This is a genomic window from Arthrobacter sp. 'calajunan' (genome assembly GCF_046940185.1).
Classification (GTDB): Bacteria; Actinomycetota; Actinomycetes; order Actinomycetales; family Micrococcaceae; genus Glutamicibacter; species Glutamicibacter soli.
In genome coordinates, this window is record NZ_JBKZDY010000011.1 from 1 (window position 1) to 16,319 (window position 16,319).

11 protein-coding genes and 1 pseudogene are annotated in these 16,319 nt (G+C 65.1%); 4 read left to right on the plus strand and 8 right to left on the minus strand.

Annotated elements, in window-relative coordinates:
* Positions 1-472, plus strand: a pseudogene (locus tag RF641_RS14980) (DNA topoisomerase IV); the annotation flags it as partial.
* A 118-nt stretch (positions 473-590) separates the two neighbouring features.
* On the opposite strand, the gene cydC reads toward RF641_RS14980, so the two are convergent.
* From cydC to RF641_RS14995, 3 genes are read right to left on the minus strand one after another with little or no spacing between them, the layout of a single operon-like run.
* Positions 591-3,935, minus strand: coding sequence for a thiol reductant ABC exporter subunit CydC (cydC, locus tag RF641_RS14985; RefSeq protein WP_424573525.1), 3,345 nt, complete (start codon positions 3,933-3,935; stop codon positions 591-593).
* A gap of 36 nt (positions 3,936-3,971) precedes the next feature.
* Positions 3,972-4,997, minus strand: a complete 1,026-nt coding sequence (gene cydB, locus RF641_RS14990) for a cytochrome d ubiquinol oxidase subunit II (RefSeq protein WP_047119451.1) — start codon at positions 4,995-4,997, stop codon at positions 3,972-3,974.
* A 27-nt stretch (positions 4,998-5,024) separates the two neighbouring features.
* Positions 5,025-6,626, minus strand: coding sequence for a cytochrome ubiquinol oxidase subunit I (locus RF641_RS14995; protein WP_047119452.1), 1,602 nt, complete (start codon positions 6,624-6,626; stop codon positions 5,025-5,027).
* Positions 6,627-7,045: 419 nt separating this feature from the next.
* Here RF641_RS14995 and RF641_RS15000 point away from each other — a divergent pair, with 419 nt between their 5' ends.
* Together RF641_RS15000 and RF641_RS15005 are read left to right on the plus strand one after the other, a co-directional pair.
* Complete coding sequence (locus tag RF641_RS15000) at positions 7,046-7,417, plus strand: BlaI/MecI/CopY family transcriptional regulator (RefSeq protein WP_047120787.1); 372 nt, start codon at positions 7,046-7,048, stop codon at positions 7,415-7,417.
* Between the two features lie 23 nt (positions 7,418-7,440).
* Complete coding sequence (locus RF641_RS15005; RefSeq protein WP_424573526.1) at positions 7,441-8,406, plus strand: M56 family metallopeptidase; 966 nt, start codon at positions 7,441-7,443, stop codon at positions 8,404-8,406.
* A gap of 84 nt (positions 8,407-8,490) precedes the next feature.
* On the opposite strand, the gene RF641_RS15010 is transcribed toward RF641_RS15005, so the two are convergent.
* Positions 8,491-10,599: a DNA gyrase/topoisomerase IV subunit B gene (locus RF641_RS15010; protein WP_047119454.1), complete on the minus strand. Its 2,109-nt coding sequence runs from the start codon at positions 10,597-10,599 to the stop codon at positions 8,491-8,493.
* Positions 10,600-10,822: 223 nt separating this feature from the next.
* Here RF641_RS15010 and RF641_RS15015 point away from each other — a divergent pair, with 223 nt between their 5' ends.
* Positions 10,823-11,047, plus strand: coding sequence for a DUF7455 domain-containing protein (locus tag RF641_RS15015; protein ID WP_047119455.1), 225 nt, complete (start codon positions 10,823-10,825; stop codon positions 11,045-11,047).
* A 180-nt stretch (positions 11,048-11,227) separates the two neighbouring features.
* Here RF641_RS15015 and RF641_RS15020 read toward each other — a convergent pair whose 3' ends face one another.
* From RF641_RS15020 to RF641_RS15035, 4 genes are all read right to left on the minus strand, one after another.
* A complete protein-coding gene (locus tag RF641_RS15020; protein ID WP_053798372.1) occupies positions 11,228-12,466 on the minus strand; it encodes an RNA polymerase sigma factor in 1,239 nt (412 codons plus the stop codon).
* Between the two features lie 225 nt (positions 12,467-12,691).
* A complete protein-coding gene (locus RF641_RS15025) occupies positions 12,692-13,795 on the minus strand; it encodes a DUF4192 domain-containing protein (protein ID WP_424573527.1) in 1,104 nt (367 codons plus the stop codon).
* A gap of 91 nt (positions 13,796-13,886) precedes the next feature.
* Positions 13,887-15,155: an MFS transporter gene (locus tag RF641_RS15030; protein WP_424573528.1), complete on the minus strand. Its 1,269-nt coding sequence runs from the start codon at positions 15,153-15,155 to the stop codon at positions 13,887-13,889.
* Positions 15,152-16,096 carry a proteasome assembly chaperone family protein gene (locus tag RF641_RS15035; protein ID WP_231735936.1) on the minus strand — a complete coding sequence of 315 codons (945 nt, stop codon included), beginning with the start codon at positions 16,094-16,096 and terminating at the stop codon, positions 15,152-15,154. The genes RF641_RS15030 and RF641_RS15035 overlap by 4 nt, the downstream gene beginning before the upstream one ends.
* Positions 16,097-16,319: the final 223 nt, after the last annotated feature.

A 16,319-nucleotide genomic window follows, 5' to 3' on the forward strand; every position in this document is an offset into this window, starting at 1 on the left:
AGATGTGTATAAGAGACAGCAGGACGCGGTGGTGGCAACCATCGCCGCCGGTTCGCAGACGCTGCCGGGCACTTCCGGCCAGTCGGTGAAGCTGACCGAGTTCAGCGAATTCCCGGCCAAGGGCCGTGCCACCGCCGGCGTGCGTGCCCACCGCTTCGTCAAGGGCGAGGACTACCTGGTGCTTGGCTACGCCGGGCATGGTCCGGCCCGCGCCAGCTCCGCGGCCGGCGTGGTGCGCGCCCTGCCGACCGAATTCGGCAAGCGCGACGGCTCCGGCGCCCCGCTGGCGCAGAGCATCAACATCCTCGGCGGCTCGCTGAGCGTCGCTACCGGCACCGGCGAAGCCCCGGCCCGCGCGGCCTCCGCGGCCACGGCAGGCGCGGAGCTTCCCCCGGTGGTTCCGTCCTCCCGCCCGTCGGTGCAGCCAGGCGAGGACACCTTGCCGTTCGACGACGGCGGGGTCGTGCTCTAGCAGTTTCCGCCGGCCAACGGTAGTTGACCCCCGGCAGCAGTCAAGCCCGGGACCGGTTCGCACTGAACCGGTCCCGGGCTTGTCCGCGTTGTAGCTGGCCACTCGGAGCCGCGAGCCGTCAGCTGGCGGGAGCCAGCTTGGCCTGCAGCCGGATCTGTCCTTGGCATTCGCGGGCGAGCTGCTCGTCATGGGTGATCAGCACGACGGTGCGCCCTTCGAGCGCGCCGCGCAGGGTCTGCATCAATTCCACGGATTCGTCTTGGCCCAGGTGCGCGGTGGGCTCGTCCAGCAGGATCACCTGGTGCCCGCCCACCAGAGCGCGGGCCACGGCGAGCTTGCAGCGCTGGCCGCCGGAAAGCCGGTGGCCCCCGGAGCCGATACGCGTGTCCAGTCCCCCGGGCTGCTCGGCAAGCCAGCCGCCCAGGCCCACCTGCTGCAGCACGTCCTGGAGCTGGTCGTCGGAAACCTGCACCTCGTCCGCGGCGCCCAGCAGCAGGTTGCGGCGCAGCGTGGAGTCGAACAGGTGCGCTTCCTGCGGGCACCAGGCCACCGAATCCAGGTTCGCCGCGGCGAACTGGTGTTCCCGGCCGTCCGCATCCAGCGCGGCCAGGCGCCCGCTCTCCAGCGGCAGCGCCCCGAGTAGCGCGGTGAGCACCGTGGACTTGCCCGAGCCGGACGGCCCGGTCAGCGCGCTCCACTGGCCCGGTTCGATGCGGGCGGTCAGCTGCTCGATCACCGGGGCCTGCGGCCCGTAACCGAGCGACACGTCCTCCAGCACGAAGCCGCGGACAGCTGGCGCGCCGGCCGGGGAGGTCTCCCGCAGCCCGGTCTGGCCTTCGGCTGCGCTGCCCCCAACGCCGCGCGAGGCGAGGGTCGTGGTCAGTTCCTTCAGCGCCCTGCCCTGCTGCACGGCGCTCAGCGCGGCGGTGGCGGCTTCGCCCAGGGCCAGGGCCATGAGCACGGCGAGCGCGGTGAAGGAGGCCGAGCTGGTGGATAGCTCCGCGAAGGCGACGGCCAGCGCGCCGGTCAGCAGCGCACCCAGGGCCGGGGCGAGGCCCTGGCCGAGCGCGTGGCGCCGGGCAGCCGAGGTGTTCTCGGATTCGGCGATGGCAAGCTTGTCCAGCACCCGGGCCAGCGACCCGTAGGCGCGCAGCGCGCCCTGGTTGCGCAGGATGCCCAGCACGGCTTGGTTCACATTCAGCCGGTGGGCCAGCTGCCGGGCCAGGTGCAGGCCTTCGACTCGGCGCACGAGCCAGCGGCCCGGGAAGGCCAGCAGCAGTCCGGCGGCCAGCGCGGCCCAGCCGAAGGCGGGCTGGATGTAGAACAGCACAGCGATGCCGGCGGCCCAGACGGCGACGGCCTGGATCGGCGGGAAGAGCACGCGGGCCAGCAGGTCGCGCAGCTCGTCGACCTCAGCCAGCAGGAAGCGCAGCACCACCGAGGAGCGGCTGACCAGTCCCCAGCGGGCGGGGTTGGCGACCATGGAGGTCCAGATCTTCTCACGCAGCGCCCCGGCGTAGCCGAGCACTGCGTCGTGGATGGCCAGCTGTTCCAGGTAGCGGAAGGCGGCGCGGCCGATGCCCAGGGTGCGGACCATGACGAAGGCGACGGTCAAGTGCAAGATGGCCGGCTGGTAGCTGGATTCGACGATCAGCCATCCACTCAGTGCGGACAGGGCCACGGCGCACAGGATGCCGAGGGTGCCGTAGACCGCCGCCTTGCGGGCCGGGACGTAGCCGGAGAACAGCTCGCGCAGCGGGTTGAAGCGCGGCGCGGGGCCGGCTGAAGCCGTTGGCACAGCGGACGCCTGGGCTGACGGGGCCGCAGCATGCCGGCTCGCGAAGTCCCGGGCAGGCTGCGAAGCCTGCGGCGCACCCTTCTCGCCGGCCTGCGACGGGTTGGCGGCCAGCAGCGGGTCGTGGCTGGCAACCAGCACGGCGGTGCCGGCCGGAAGCTCGGCCAGCACCTGGCGTACGGCAGCGGCGTTGGCCATATCCAGATGGGCGGTGGGCTCGTCGGCCAGCAGCAGGCGGCAGTCTGGCACGCTGTGCAGGCGCAGCACGGCGCGCAGCACCTCCAGCCGGCGCAGCTCGCCCGGCGAGTATTCGGCGATCTGCCGCGGCAGCATGGTCTCCAGTTCCAGCCGGGCCGCCAGCTCGGCGACCAGCCGCTCCTCGGCGTCCGGGACGTCCTGGGCCAGCTGGGCCTCGCCGGTGGCGGCGTTGAACTGCGGGTGCTGGCTGATGACTGCCAGCTGGCTGCCCACATAGACCTGGCCGCTGACGCGGGCCGCATCGAAGCTGTTGTCGCTAGTGGAGGCCTCGGCGACCAGGCGCAGCACGGTGGTCTTGCCGGTGCCGCTGGCGGTGGACAGCAGCTTGCGCTCCCCCGGCATCAGGGTGAGGTCCAGGTGCTCGTGCACCGGTTCTCCCGCGCGGTAGCCGATGGACACGTCGCGCAGTTCCAGCAGGCTGCCCGGGGTCGCGGGGACCAGCGAGAGGATCTGGTGGTTTTCCTGTTCGGCGGTGATGGCCTGGTAGCGCTGGTAGGAGGCCAGCCCGTCGTCGGCGGCGTGGTAGGCGGAGCCGACCTCGCGCAGCGCGGAAAACAGCTCCGGGGCGAGGATCAGGATGATCAGGCCCGGAGCCAGGTCCATGCTGCCGCCGACCAGGCGCACGCCGATCATCACTGCCAGCACCGCCACTGACAGGGTGGAGATCAGTTCCAGCCAGAAGCTGGAGAGGAACACGGTTTTGAGATTGGCCATGGTGGCCTGGCGGTACTTTTCGCTGACCGCGGCGATGGCGTTGCCGTGGCGGCGGGCGCGGCCCAGGCCCAGCAGGGCGGGCAGGCCCTGGGCCAGCTCGTACATCTGGTGGGCCAGCGCGTCGAGCTTGGACTGCGAGGCGGCCAGGGTGTCCTGGGTGTGCAGGCCGATCAGGGCCATGAACACCGGGACCAGCGGGATGGTCAGCAGCAGCACCACCGCGCTGATCCAGTCCAGGGACAGGATGTAGATGCCCAGCAGCGCCGGGAGCACCATGGCTCCGATGAGCGCCGGGATGAATTTGGTGAAGTAGTCGTCGAGCTTGTCGATGCCGTGGCTTGCCAGGGTTGCGGTGACCGGCACCGAGTGGTCGGCCGAGTCGGCCGGGACGATGCCCGGCCGGCTCGCCGCGGTGCGCACCAAGGTGGCGCGCATCCGCTCCTTGGCACCCAGCCCCATGCGCCGCGCCCCGGTGTTCAGGCCCCATACCCCGGCGGCGCGGCCCAGCACGCCGGCGGCGGCCAGGACCAGCAGCGCCGGGGTATTGCCGGTTCCGGAGGCCATGTTCGCGATCCACTGGCCCAGGCCGTACGCGGCGAGCACCAGTCCGGCGGTCTTGAGCACCGAGAACACGGTGAGGACCACGATCTGGCGTGGAGCGATCAGCTCTCGGGGCAGGAAGCGCGGTGTGCGCATGGGGTGCGTTCCTTTCGGTCGCCGCGGTGGGGTGTGCTACTTGACGATCGGTTCCGGGTGGTGCGCCTCGGGGATGTGCTCCTCCTTGACGCGCTTGCGGAAGACCCAGTAGCTCCAGGACTGGTAGGCCAGCACCAGCGGGACGCCGAAGGCCGCCACGATGCTCATCAGCTTCAGCGTGTAGGCCGAGCTGGAGGCCGTGTAGATCGTCAGGTCGAAGGCCGGGTCCAGGGTGGAGGGCAGCACGACGGGGAACGCCGCAGTGAAGATCGCCGCCACCCCGGCGGCGAGCATCACGCCCAAGGCGATGAACGAGACGCCTTCGCGTCCGGCGCGGGCGGTGACGATGCTGACGACCAGGGCTAGCGCCGCGGCGGCCAGCAGGGCCCAAGCCACTGCCGAGTCATTGTCCAGCAGCACCATCAATACCCAGGCCACCAGCGGCAGCACGGCCAGCGGCAGCCAGCGGGTGAACAGCCTGCCGGCGCGTTCGCGGACCGGGCCGTCGGTCTTCAGCCGGACGAAGGCCAGCGCGTGGATCCAGCAGAAGGCCACGACCGCCACGCCGCCGAGCACTGCGTACCAGGTCAACCACGCGAACGGTCCGCCCACGCGGTCGCCGTTCTCGTTCAGCGGCAGGCCCAGGGTGGTCAGCGCCAGCATGGCGCCCACGCCGAAGGCCGCGACCAGCGAGCCGTAGCCCAGGGCTGCGTCCCACAGCTTGCGCGAGCGTTCGGTCTTCGCCTTGCCGCGGTACTCGATGGACACGGCGCGGAAGATCAGCGCCACGAGCACGAGCGTCAGCGGGATGTACAGCGCCGAGAACAGCGAGGCGTACCAGTGAGGGAAGGCAGCGAAGGTGGCGCCGCCGGCGGTGAGCAGCCAGACTTCGTTGCCGTCCCAGACCGGGCCGATGGTGTTCAGCAGGACGCGCTTGCGCTTCTCGCTGTTCCTGCCCAGGCCGATGAGCATGCCCACGCCCAGGTCGAAGCCTTCCAGGAAGAGGTAGCCGCACCAGAGCACAGCGATGAGGATGAACCAGAGAGCTGGTAGCCAATCCATGGTGTTTCTCCTATGTTCTGTGCGGGTCTAGTAGGCGAAGGCGAGCACGTCGCCGTCGTCGTTCTTGTCGTGTCCCGGGCCGTCGGCGTCATCCTTGTCGGAGGCCGCGTTCAGCTCCGGCATGGCCGAGCCTATGCCGCCCCGGATGTACCGGGTGAGCAGGACCAGTTCAACCACCAGCAGCACGCCGTAGACGAGGGTCAGGGTGATCAGCGAGAAGAGCATCTCCCCGGCGCTGACCGTCGGCGAAACCGAGGCCGCGGTGTACATGAAGACCTGGTCGATGCCGCCCATTTGCGGGTTCGGCGCCACGGTGAAGGGCTGGCGTCCCATTTCGGTGAAGATCCAGCCTGCCGAGTTCGCACCAAACGGGGCCGCGATGCTCAGCAGCGCCAGGCGGGAGAGCCACTTGCTCTGCGGCACGGTGCCCTTGCGGGTCAGCCACAGGGCCAGAGCCGCGGTGAGCGCGGACAGACCGCCCAGGGTGATCATCAGACGGAAGCCCCAGTAGGTGACTTCCATGACCGGCAGGTAGTTGATCTCCTGGCCTGCGTACGGGCCGAAGTTCGGGTCCTCGGGATAGTACTTGCCGTATTTCTCCTGGTATTCGGGGATCAGGGTGTTCACGCCCTTGACCTCGGTGGTGAAGTCGCCGTTGGCCAGGAAGGACAGCAGGCCGGGCAGTTCAAAGGTGGCCACGATGTCTGCACAGTTGGTGGAGCCCGGAGAGGTGATATCTCCCAGGGTGAGCACCGAGAAGCCGGTGCCGTCATGGCAGGCTGCTTCGGCGGAAGCCATCTTCATTGGCTGCTGCTCGAACATGAGCTTGGCCTGTTCGTGGCCGGTCAGTGCCACGCCGAGGAACGAGACCATGGCGACGACGGCGCCGATGCGCAGCGACTTGATCCACACGTGGTAGTCGGTCTTGTCGCGGCTCTTGCCCTTGCTCAGGTCCTGCCCGACGACAACGCGCCCCTGGGAGTCGACGGAATCGATGCCTTCCTTGCGGCGGCGGTAGAGGTGGAACCAGGAGATGCCCAGCAGGAAACCGCCGGCGACGGCGAATGCGCCGAAGAGCGTGTGCGGGAAGGTGATCAGCGCGGTGTTGTTGGTGAAGACCGCCCAGGCGTCGGTCATGACGGCCTTGCCGTCGATGATCTCAGCGCCGACCGGGTGCTGCATCCACGAGTTGGCGACCAGGATGAAGTAGGCCGAGAGCAGCGAAGCCAGCGCCGCGGCCCAGATCGTGGCAAGGTGGGCCAGCTTGGGAAGCTTCTTCCAGCCGAAGATCCATAACCCGAGGAAGGTCGATTCGACGAAGAAAGCCAGCAGGGCTTCCATGGCCAGCGGAGCGCCGAACACGTCGCCGACATAGCGGCTGTATTCGCTCCAGGCCATGCCGAACTGGAATTCCTGGACGATGCCGGTGGCAACGCCCATGATGAAGTTGATCAGGAACAGCTTGCCCCAGAACTTGGTCATGCGCAGCCACTGCTCGTTGCCCGTGCGGTACCAGACGGTTTGAAGCACCGCCACGGTCAAGCCCAGGCCCAGCGTCAAGGGCACCATCAAGAAGTGGTACACGGTTGTAATGCCAAATTGCCACCGGGCAATCTCTAATGCATCCATCGGGTCCTCTGTATATATGTGTCGCGAGTTGGTTGATTGCCAACTTCTACGCCCCGTAGAAATTAGCTCCCGTGATCACCATAGTTCAATTTCGACAACATGTAGAAATCGCGTCGGCCATGTCACTCGCGCGGCCCGGAAATCTGGGAAGCAGCCCTTAAAAATCAGGTTCGGGCGATTCTAAACCCGTAAACCGTTTCACGTCCACGGAAATTAAATTCCCCAAGTCAGCAAAAAGTACCCTTCATAACTTCAGCCGGAACGCCGCAAATAGGAAACGGCGTGCTCACAGAGCTCTTTTACGGTACGTAGAAATATTGGTCAAATGCCGCTACAATGAGACTTCCAAGCACCAGATTTCACGTCGTTACGACGGGAGGCCTGGTGCGCAGCAACTAAAGCAAGTGAGGTACTACCTAGTGGCCAGCCTTGGCGATCTGGAACGCTCCGTCATGGACCTGCTGTGGGATTCCGCAGAACCACTCACCGCAAACGACCTCCGGGACGATCTTGCGGCACTTGGTACCGATGCAAAGGAACTCGCAGTCACCACGGTTCTCACCGTGTTGGCACGACTGGAGAAGAAGGGCCTCGTGATACGCGAACGTACCACCCGCCCTCACCGTTACACCGCGTCCTCCACCCGCGAGGATCACACTGTGGGATTGCTCAACGACGCCCTGGGGACCGCCCAGGACCGCGAAGCAGTTCTCGCCCGCTTTATCGGCGGCATTTCAGCAGATGAAGCAGCATCCCTTCGTGCTATCTTGGACACTGTAAAGTCCGCCTAATTTACACGAACTTCGGGGACTGAGTGCTTCTCACCTCATATTTCCTAGCGGCGTTGGCTATCGCATTGGCATGGCCAACGCCGCTGGCGTTGTCCAAGGCAAAATGGACCTCCCGTGCTCCCGTGCAAGCTGTCCTGCTCTGGCAGGCCATCGCACTTGGCGGTGGCTTGTCCATGATCGGCTCCATGCTGGTCTGGGGCCTGGCGCCACTGGGGAACGACCTGATCTCGGCGCTGATTGCCGGCTGGGGCTTGATCACTGGCGAACCCGGTGTCGCCTATCCCGGCGTCGTGCACCTTTTCGCCTTGAGCACCGCCCTGCTGTTCGGCTTCCATCTGGTGCTCACCCTGGCCCGCGCCGCATGGCGCACCACCAGACAGCGCGCCAAGCATCGGCAGCTGCTCCGCCTGCTAAGCAACCCTTCCGAGACCCGGCCCAATACCCTGGTGCTGGATCACGACATGCCGGTCGCCTATTGCGTACCGGGGATCGCCCAATCCGTCACCGTGCTCTCCCGCGGGCTGCTCACCAAGCTCTCCCCCGAGGAACAGGCTGCGGTGATCGCCCATGAAAGCTCGCATCTGGACCAGCGGCACGATCTGCTGATCCTGGCGTTCACCGCATGGAACGAGGCGCTGCCCTGGCTTCCGACGTCCCGACTGTCGCTGGACGCGGTGCGCCAGCTGATCGAGATGCTGGCCGATGACAAGGCTCTGGAACAGGTCAGACGCCAAACCCTGCTCAAGGCCATCGTCACCGTCGCGGCGGCCGGCGCCCCCGAGGCTCCGGGCTCCGCCGCCGCAGGTTCATCCAACGCGCAGCAGGTAGGGATGCCCGGCGGCGAAGTCTCCTCCCGTCGCCTGCAACGGCTGCTCACCCCCGAGGAACCGCTGGCTAAACCGCAGCGCGGCCTGGTCCTTGCCTGCACCGTGCTGCTCATGGTGTGCCCGACCGTCCTGCTGATCGCTCCGCGCCTGCTGGCTTGGTAGCCGCCGGCCCCGCCAACAACGAAGTCCGCCGGCGCCAGCCCACGATACGTGGGCTGGCGGCGGCGGACTCGGTTTTCGCTGGTTTTACACGTCGATGCGTTCGCGCTCCAGGTCTTCGGCTCCGGCGATGATGAAGCTCTTGCGCGGCGCGACGTCCGAACCCATCAGCAGGTCGAAGATCTCCTCTGCCTGCTGGGCGTGCTCGATGTTCACGCGGCGCAGCATGCGGTGGCGCGGATCCATGGTGGTTTCGGCCAACTGGTCCGCATCCATCTCACCCAGGCCCTTATAGCGCTGGATCGGTTCCTTGTAGCGCCGCCCCTCGGCTTCGATCTTGGCCAGCAGGCGCTGCATCTCGGCTTCGGAATAGGTGTACACCACTTCGTTCTGCTTGGATCCGGGGTTGATGATCTCGATGCGGTGCAGCGGGGGAACCGCCGCGTACACGCGCCCGTGCTCGATCATCGGCCGCATGTAGCGGTAGAACAAGGTCAGCAGCAGGGTTCGGATGTGCGCGCCATCGACGTCGGCATCGGTCATCAGGATGATCTTGCCGTAGCGGGCCTGTTCGATGTCGAAGCTGCGGCCCGACCCTGCGCCGATCACCTGGATCATCGCCGCGCATTCGGCGTTCGAGAGCATGTCGGAGACCGAGGCCTTCTGCACGTTCAGGATCTTGCCGCGGATCGGAAGCAGCGCCTGGAATTCGCTGGAGCGAGCCAAGCGGGCGGTGCCCAGGGCGCTATCGCCCTCGACGATGAACATTTCGGAACGGCCGACTTCCTTGCTGCGGCAGTCCAGCAGCTTGGTTGGCAGCGACGAGGATTCCAGCGCGGTCTTGCGCCGTTGGGTTTCCTTGTGCATGCGGGCCGAGACGCGGGATTTCATCTCGTTGACGACCTTCTCCAGCAAGGAGGAGGCCTCGGCCTTCTCACTGCGCTTGCTGGAGCCGAGGCGTTCGTTCATGGCCTTTTCCAGAACCTTGGAAACCACCTGGCGCACCTGGGGCGTGCCCAGGATTTCCTTGGTCTGGCCCTCGAACTGCGGCTCGGCCAGGCGCACGGTGAGCACTGCGGTCATGCCGGCCAGGACGTCATCCTTCTCCAGCTTGTCCTTCTGGCCGAACTTCAGCTTGCGGGCGTTGGCCTCGACGTTCTTGCGGAACGACTTCAGCAGGGCCTGCTCGAAACCGGTCGTATGGGTTCCGCCCTTGGGGGTGGCGATGATGTTGACGAAGCTGCGCAGCGTGGTGTCGTAGCCAATCCCCCAGCGCAGCGCGACGTCGACTTCGCACACGCGCTGCACGTCCTCGATGTGGCTGCGGCCGTTCTCGTCGATCACCGGGACCTTCTCGTGGAAGGAGCCGCTGCCGTGGAAACGCCAGATATCAGTCACCGGCGAATCGCTGCTCAAGAAGTCGACGAACTCGCTGATGCCGCCGTCATGCTGGAAGACCTCTTCGTGAGGCCCTTCGGCCCCGGGGGTGCCGGGCAGGCCGCGCTCGTCGCGCAGGGTGATGCGCAGTCCTGGAACCAGGAACGACGTCTGGCGCGCCCGGTCCTGGAGGTCGGTATAGGAAAATTTCGCGTCCGGAGTGAAAATGTAGTTATCCGCCCAGTAGCGAATGCGCGTTCCGGTGACTCCGCGTTTAGCCTTGCCGATGACCTCCGGCGGGGTGGCCTTTTCGTGCGGGATGAATTCCGCATCGAACTTCTTGCGGCCCTTGTCCACGAAGGCTCCAGGCTCGCCACGGCGGAACTGCATGGCGTAGGTCTTGCCGCCGCGGTCCACTTCGACATCGAGCCGGGAGGATAGCGCGTTGACCACCGAGGCGCCCACGCCGTGCAGGCCGCCGGAGGCGCTGTAGGAACCGCCGCCGAACTTGCCACCGGCGTGCAGCTTGGTGAAAACGACCTCTAGGCCGCTCAATCCGGTTTTTGGTTCAACGTCTACCGGAATGCCTCGGCCGTCATCCTGGACCTCGACCGATCCGTCGCTATGCAGGATCACGTTGATCGATTGGCCGAAGCCGCCCAGGGCTTCGTCAACCGAGTTGTCGATGATTTCCCACAGGCAATGCATCAGGCCGCGGGAATCGGTGGAACCGATGTACATACCCGGCCGCTTGCGCACGGCCTCCAGGCCTTCAAGAACCGAGAGGTGGCGGGCGTTGTAATTTTCGGATGAGGCCACTGGGCTGCTGTCTCCTACTGACGCGAGAAAAGAACTACTTTGCATTCCATTCTAATCGTTACTTTGTTCGAATGGGCGGCATTTGGCGGTAATGCGGTTGCCGGTCCGGCCGTGAGAGCTTATCCACACTCGCTACGCGGTGAGCGAAAGCGCGGCCCTTTCGGGATAAAGTCAGGGGCAAAGCTGGTTGTATAGAGTAACCATCTATTTAGGGAGGCTGGCGATGACTACTACAACACCTAGTCGTGAACTCAACGCCCTCGACCGGTGCGACCGCTGCGGTGCACAGGCCTACGTACGGGCTGTGCTAGCTTCTACCGGCGGCGAGCTGCTCTTCTGCGCTCACCATGCACGGGACGTGGAACCAAAACTGCGCCCACAGACTTCCGTGTGGCATGACGAGTCCTCGCGGCTCCACGAAAAGCCGAAGGTCGACATCAACGACTGATCGTAACTTGTCCCGCGAGGGATGCACCGCAGGCGGTCCCATCACTGGATGGGACCGCCTGCGGTTTTTTGTGCCGCCAAGCTGCCGGCCGAGCCAGTCGCGCTGGCCGCGCTTGGGTGATTAAGCAGCTGTGGCCGGGACGATCCTTGCGGATCGGCCCGGCCACAGCTCACTAACGGCTTAGTCGAGGTAGTCCCGAAGCACCTGTGAACGCGACGGGTGGCGCAGCTTCGACATGGTCTTCGACTCGATCTGGCGGATACGCTCACGGGTCACGCCGTAGACCTTGCCGATTTCGTCCAGGGTCTTGGGCTGTCCGTCGGTCAGGCCGAAGCGCATGGCGACAACGCCGGCCTCGCGCTCAGATAGGGTGTCGAGCACCGAGTGCAGCTGCTCCTGCAGCAGGGTGAAGGAAACCGCATCGGCTGGCACGACGGCCTCGGAGTCTTCGATCAGGTCGCCGAACTCGGAATCGCCGTCCTCGCCCAACGGGGTGTGCAGCGAAATCGGTTCGCGGCCGTACTTCTGGACCTCGACCACCTTTTCAGGGGTCATGTCCAGTTCCTTGGCCAGCTCTTCCGGGGTTGGTTCGCGGCCCAGGTCCTGCAGCATCTGGCGCTGGACGCGTGCCAGCTTGTTGATCACTTCAACCATGTGGACCGGGATGCGAATGGTACGCGCCTGGTCAGCCATGGCACGGGTAATCGCCTGGCGGATCCACCAGGTCGCGTAGGTGGAGAACTTGAAGCCCTTGGTGTAGTCGAACTTCTCCACGGCGCGGATCAGGCCCAAGTTGCCTTCCTGGATCAGGTCCAGAAAAAGCATGCCGCGGCCGGTGTAGCGCTTGGCCAGCGAGACCACAAGGCGGAGGTTGGCCTCCAAAAGGTGGTTCTTGGCGATCTTGCCGTCGTGGATGATCTGCTCGTAGTCCCAGCGCAGTCGCTGGTCGATGCCTTCGCTGTGGTGATCCAGCTTGTCCTGCGCGAACAGGCCGGCTTCGATACGCAGCGCGAGATCGACTTCCTGTTCCGCGTTCAGCAGGGCAACCTTGCCAATCTGCTTCAGGTAGTCCTTAACCGGGTCCGCGGTAGCGCCGGCAACCATGACCTGTTGCTGCGGGGCGTCGTCGTCGGTGGTCGAGAGGGTAAAGCCCTTGGACTCTTCCTCTGGCTTCTCTCCGGCCTTTGCTTCGGCGTTTGCCTCGGCATCGTCGTCGAGTTCCTCGGGCTCGGTGGCCTCTTCGGTCTGATCTGCGGAGTCGGCTGCTGCCTTCTTGGTACGGGCCTTGGTAGCGCGCTTCTTCGCTACAGGCTTGGATACCGATTCCTCGGCGACGTCGACCTCAGCCTCGGTTGCCTTGCGATTAGCGTTCGTCTCAGAAGATGACACGAATAACCTTTCTAACGATGCGTTCCGGATGCACCTGCCGGTAACACCACTATGACCCTGTCAAGTCCGATAGCAATTCGTACACGACGAATCACCGTAAGTTGGCACGTCCTTTACAACGCACCAGCTCCGCCAAATGTTCCCAAAATCAGTGACTTTGAGGCATAGGCGCTTTCGAACCTAACCGGGTCTGTGGAACCATTATCCATGAATTGATGCCCGGACACCACTTGGAGGGCACAAAGGCGCATCGTGTCATGCGAAATGGGCCCTCCAAGCCCTCAGCTGGTCGGTGGCCCAATGCGGCATGATGCCCTGATTGAGCATTTCCTTCAGCAGCTTCGCCAGATTGTAGTCCGGGCATTCGCGCAACACCTGGTCCAACAGCGTCATGGCCAGGGATCCCCTTCCCTTGGCCCATTCAATCCAGCCGAGCACGCACATCAGCGCGTAGCGCTGGTGGTTCTGCGCAATGCCCAGCAGATCGCGGGCCAGGTACCACAACCTCTCGGTGCGTTCCCAATCGGGACTGCGCCACCCTTGGCCCAGCAGGAACTGGCCCAGTTCCGGCACTTCCTCCCCCGGTTCTCGTTCGGACAACTTGACCAGAACATCAACCGTTTCCCCATGGCTGGTACCGGCAAGATAGGGAAGGATGTCGCGCACGACTTTCCAACGCAGCGAGTCGATCAGTTCGGCCGCGCAGGTTGGGTCCTCATGGATTTCCCGGGCAGCAAGTTCCGGCGGCAACTCCAGCAGCTTCGCCCAGCGGGCGATTCCTTCGACAGAATTCACTCTGAGCGCGTCCGCCAGCTCCCTGACGTTCTCCGCGTTGGGCCATGGCTCCATGCCGCACCCGTCCCAGGGCTTGTCCAGCGGCGCCGATCCTGCCAGCACCATCGACAGGTGCGTCTCGTTTCCGTCGGTCTGCGGCCTTGGCAGCCAGGCCTCGACGCTTGCCGCATGGTAGTCCCAGATGTACCGGGGCCCCAGGCACCAGGCATGACGCAGCTCGACGCCCCGCAGCTGCAGCCGGTCGCGGAGTTTCTCGTGCATCGCCCGGTAGGGAATTTCGCGGCAACTTCCGAGCCCTGACGGCGCGTAGACCACGGCGACAACACTGCGCACTTCGGGCATCCGGCGCAGGAGGTTTGTCACCTGCAACACCCAGGCATTCAGCCCTTCCTCCGGTTGCATGGCGGGCAGGTCGACGCGCAGCGTTGCTTCCAGCCGTTGTTCCTGGACCAGCAGGAGCACCACCGAATCGACGGGGTGGAATCCCAAAGCGTGCGGGATGTAGGCGAGGATGTCTTCAACATCCGCGAGGGACAGCGGGTGGCGTTCAGGTGTAGTAGTCATGAACCCACGGTGAAGCACCGGGCCCGTGTCCTTTTCCGATGCCTGGCGAACTGTGGAGAACCAAAGGGGCAGGCCGGCGAAGGACGCGGAGCTAGCCGTTCTCGGCTAGGAATCGCCTGGCCTTACCCCGTTCAATCAGCATGAAGGACACCCCGATGACCATCATGACGAACTGGAAGGACAGCGCGACGCGGAATGCCGGGAGGTTGTAGAGCTCCCCGGTCGAGCCGCCGGCTTTGTAGGCCCAGTCCATGATGAATCCGATGACGTAGATCGTGATGAAGGCGCCGATGAAGCCACCGGTGTTCACCACGCCGGTTGCGGTTCCCTGCAGGTGGGGCGGATTGAACGTGCGGGCGAAGTCGAAGCCGATCACCGACGCCGGGCCACCGGCGGCGACTGCAACCATGAGGATGATCAGCACCCACATCGGCGCCTGTCCCGGCCACAGCAGCACGATAGCCCACATCACGACCATCCCGGCGATGATTCCCAGCGCGAAGAAGGAGCGCTTGCCCGGATGCCGAGATGTCAAGGCGCCAAGCAGCGGACCGACCAGCACTGCGACCACGACGAACACCGACATCAGGCTCGAAGCCAGTGCGCTGTCGATCCCTTGGCCTTGGACCAGGAACGGGTAGCCCCAGGTCATCATGAACGTATTGATCATGAATGCGGTGGAGAAGTGGGTCCAGAATCCGAGCCTGGTGCCGGGCTGCCGCAAGGCCGCCAGTAGGCGCGATCCCTGGTGCGTTCCGGCGCCCTGCTTGGCGTGCGCCCAGCTGTCGCCGTTGCGGACAAAGGCGATGGTGGTAATCAGCGTCTCGAAGGCAAAGGCCGAGAGGACCGAGAAGGCGGGAGTCCATCCGCGGGCCACGAGGATCATGTGGAACGGGAAGATGCTGATCAGCTGCCCCAACTGGCCGAACGTTCCCGTCAGCTGGGTCAGGATGGGGATCCGCGATCCGGAGAACCACAGCGGCAGCAGCTTCAGCACCGAGACGAAAACCATGGCATCACCCATGCCGACCATGACACGACCGACAAGTCCCATGGGGACGTTGGTTGAAATGGCGAGGAACGCTTGGCCGGCGGTCATCAGCATCGCGCCGGTGGTAATCAGGATGCGCGGGCCGAAACGGTCCAAGAGCAACCCGACCGGGACTTGCGCCCCGGCATAGACCACCAGCTGGACCACCGAGAAGGTGGCCATGATCTGCGCGTTGGCGTCGAAGCGCTCGGTGGCTTCAAGTCCGGCCACGCCGAAGCTGGTGCGCTGCGCAATGGCCGAAATGTAGGTAAGTATTGCGTAACCGTAGACGAGCCACGATTTTTTCGAGTTCAGGTGGGAAGTGCTCACTGTTCCGTTTCACCCGGGAACGGGTCATTCTCGGAATTGTTCAGCCAGTCCTGCGTGTCTTCGATCGTCGCCAGGAAGTCTTCAACGCGGGTGCCCAGTTCCTCGGCATCCGGCATGTCTTCCCCCTCGTCGAGCAGCAGCGAACGGCGCTCGTGCTCCTGGGCGTGCGCGTCGAATCGCTGTTCGAAGCCGTCGACCATCTGGCGCACGTCGGTGCTGCTTTCGAGCTGCTCGGCCAGTTGCGTGTCGACCAGCCGGCCCGCTTCGCGCAGGTTGTCCGTCGGCAGGGCGAGCTTCAGCGCGGCGCCGACATGCTCCAAGGCGGCCACCGCCACCGCCGGGTACTCAGATTCGGCGAGGTAGTGCGGGGTGTGCAGCGAATAGCCGACCACGTCGCGCCCTGCGTCGTTGAGGCGGATCTCCATCAGCGAGGTCAGTCCCGCCGGGGATTCCACGGTGGGGCTCCAGGTCGAGATGTTTTCGATCAGGTCCTTGCGGTTGCCGTGGGCGGTGACCCCGACCGGGCGGGTGTGCGGCACCGGCATCGGCAGGGACGCGGTGCTGACCACGAGGCAGATGTTGAACGCCTCGATGAAGCCGAGCAGCTCGGCAACCAGCCGCTCCCATTTCAGGTCCGGTTCCACGCCGGTCAGCAGCCAGAACTTGCGTTCAAGCTCGTCGGTCATGAGATACATCTCCAAGCGCGGGGCCTGGTAGCCGGCGAAATGGTCGCCCAGGAAGGTCACCCGCGGCCGCTGGGAGGTGTAGGCCACCAACTCGTCGGCGTCGAAGGTCGCGAACAACTCGGAGTCCAGGCGGCCGAACAGCTCGTTGGCCACCTGCGAGTGGGCATGGCCTGCATCTGACATTCCGCGCAGCGCCACGTACATGCCCAGGCCCTGAAGTCGGGCGTCGTCCACCTCGGACGCGACCAACGTCATCAACGGTTCCCTGGACATGTCCACCTCTCTACTGACCACACTGGAAAGAATTCCTGCCCCGCCACGATGCTCCTGGCACACGGCATCCGGACACAGCTCAATCATCAATCCTAGCGCGTGCGGGCTTTCGCTCGCTGTGAAGTATCGCACGCCGACGCCGGACCTCGGATAACATCGTCTATGGGAGATACGCAGCCCACCGGCATCACCGTTTCCGGCATTG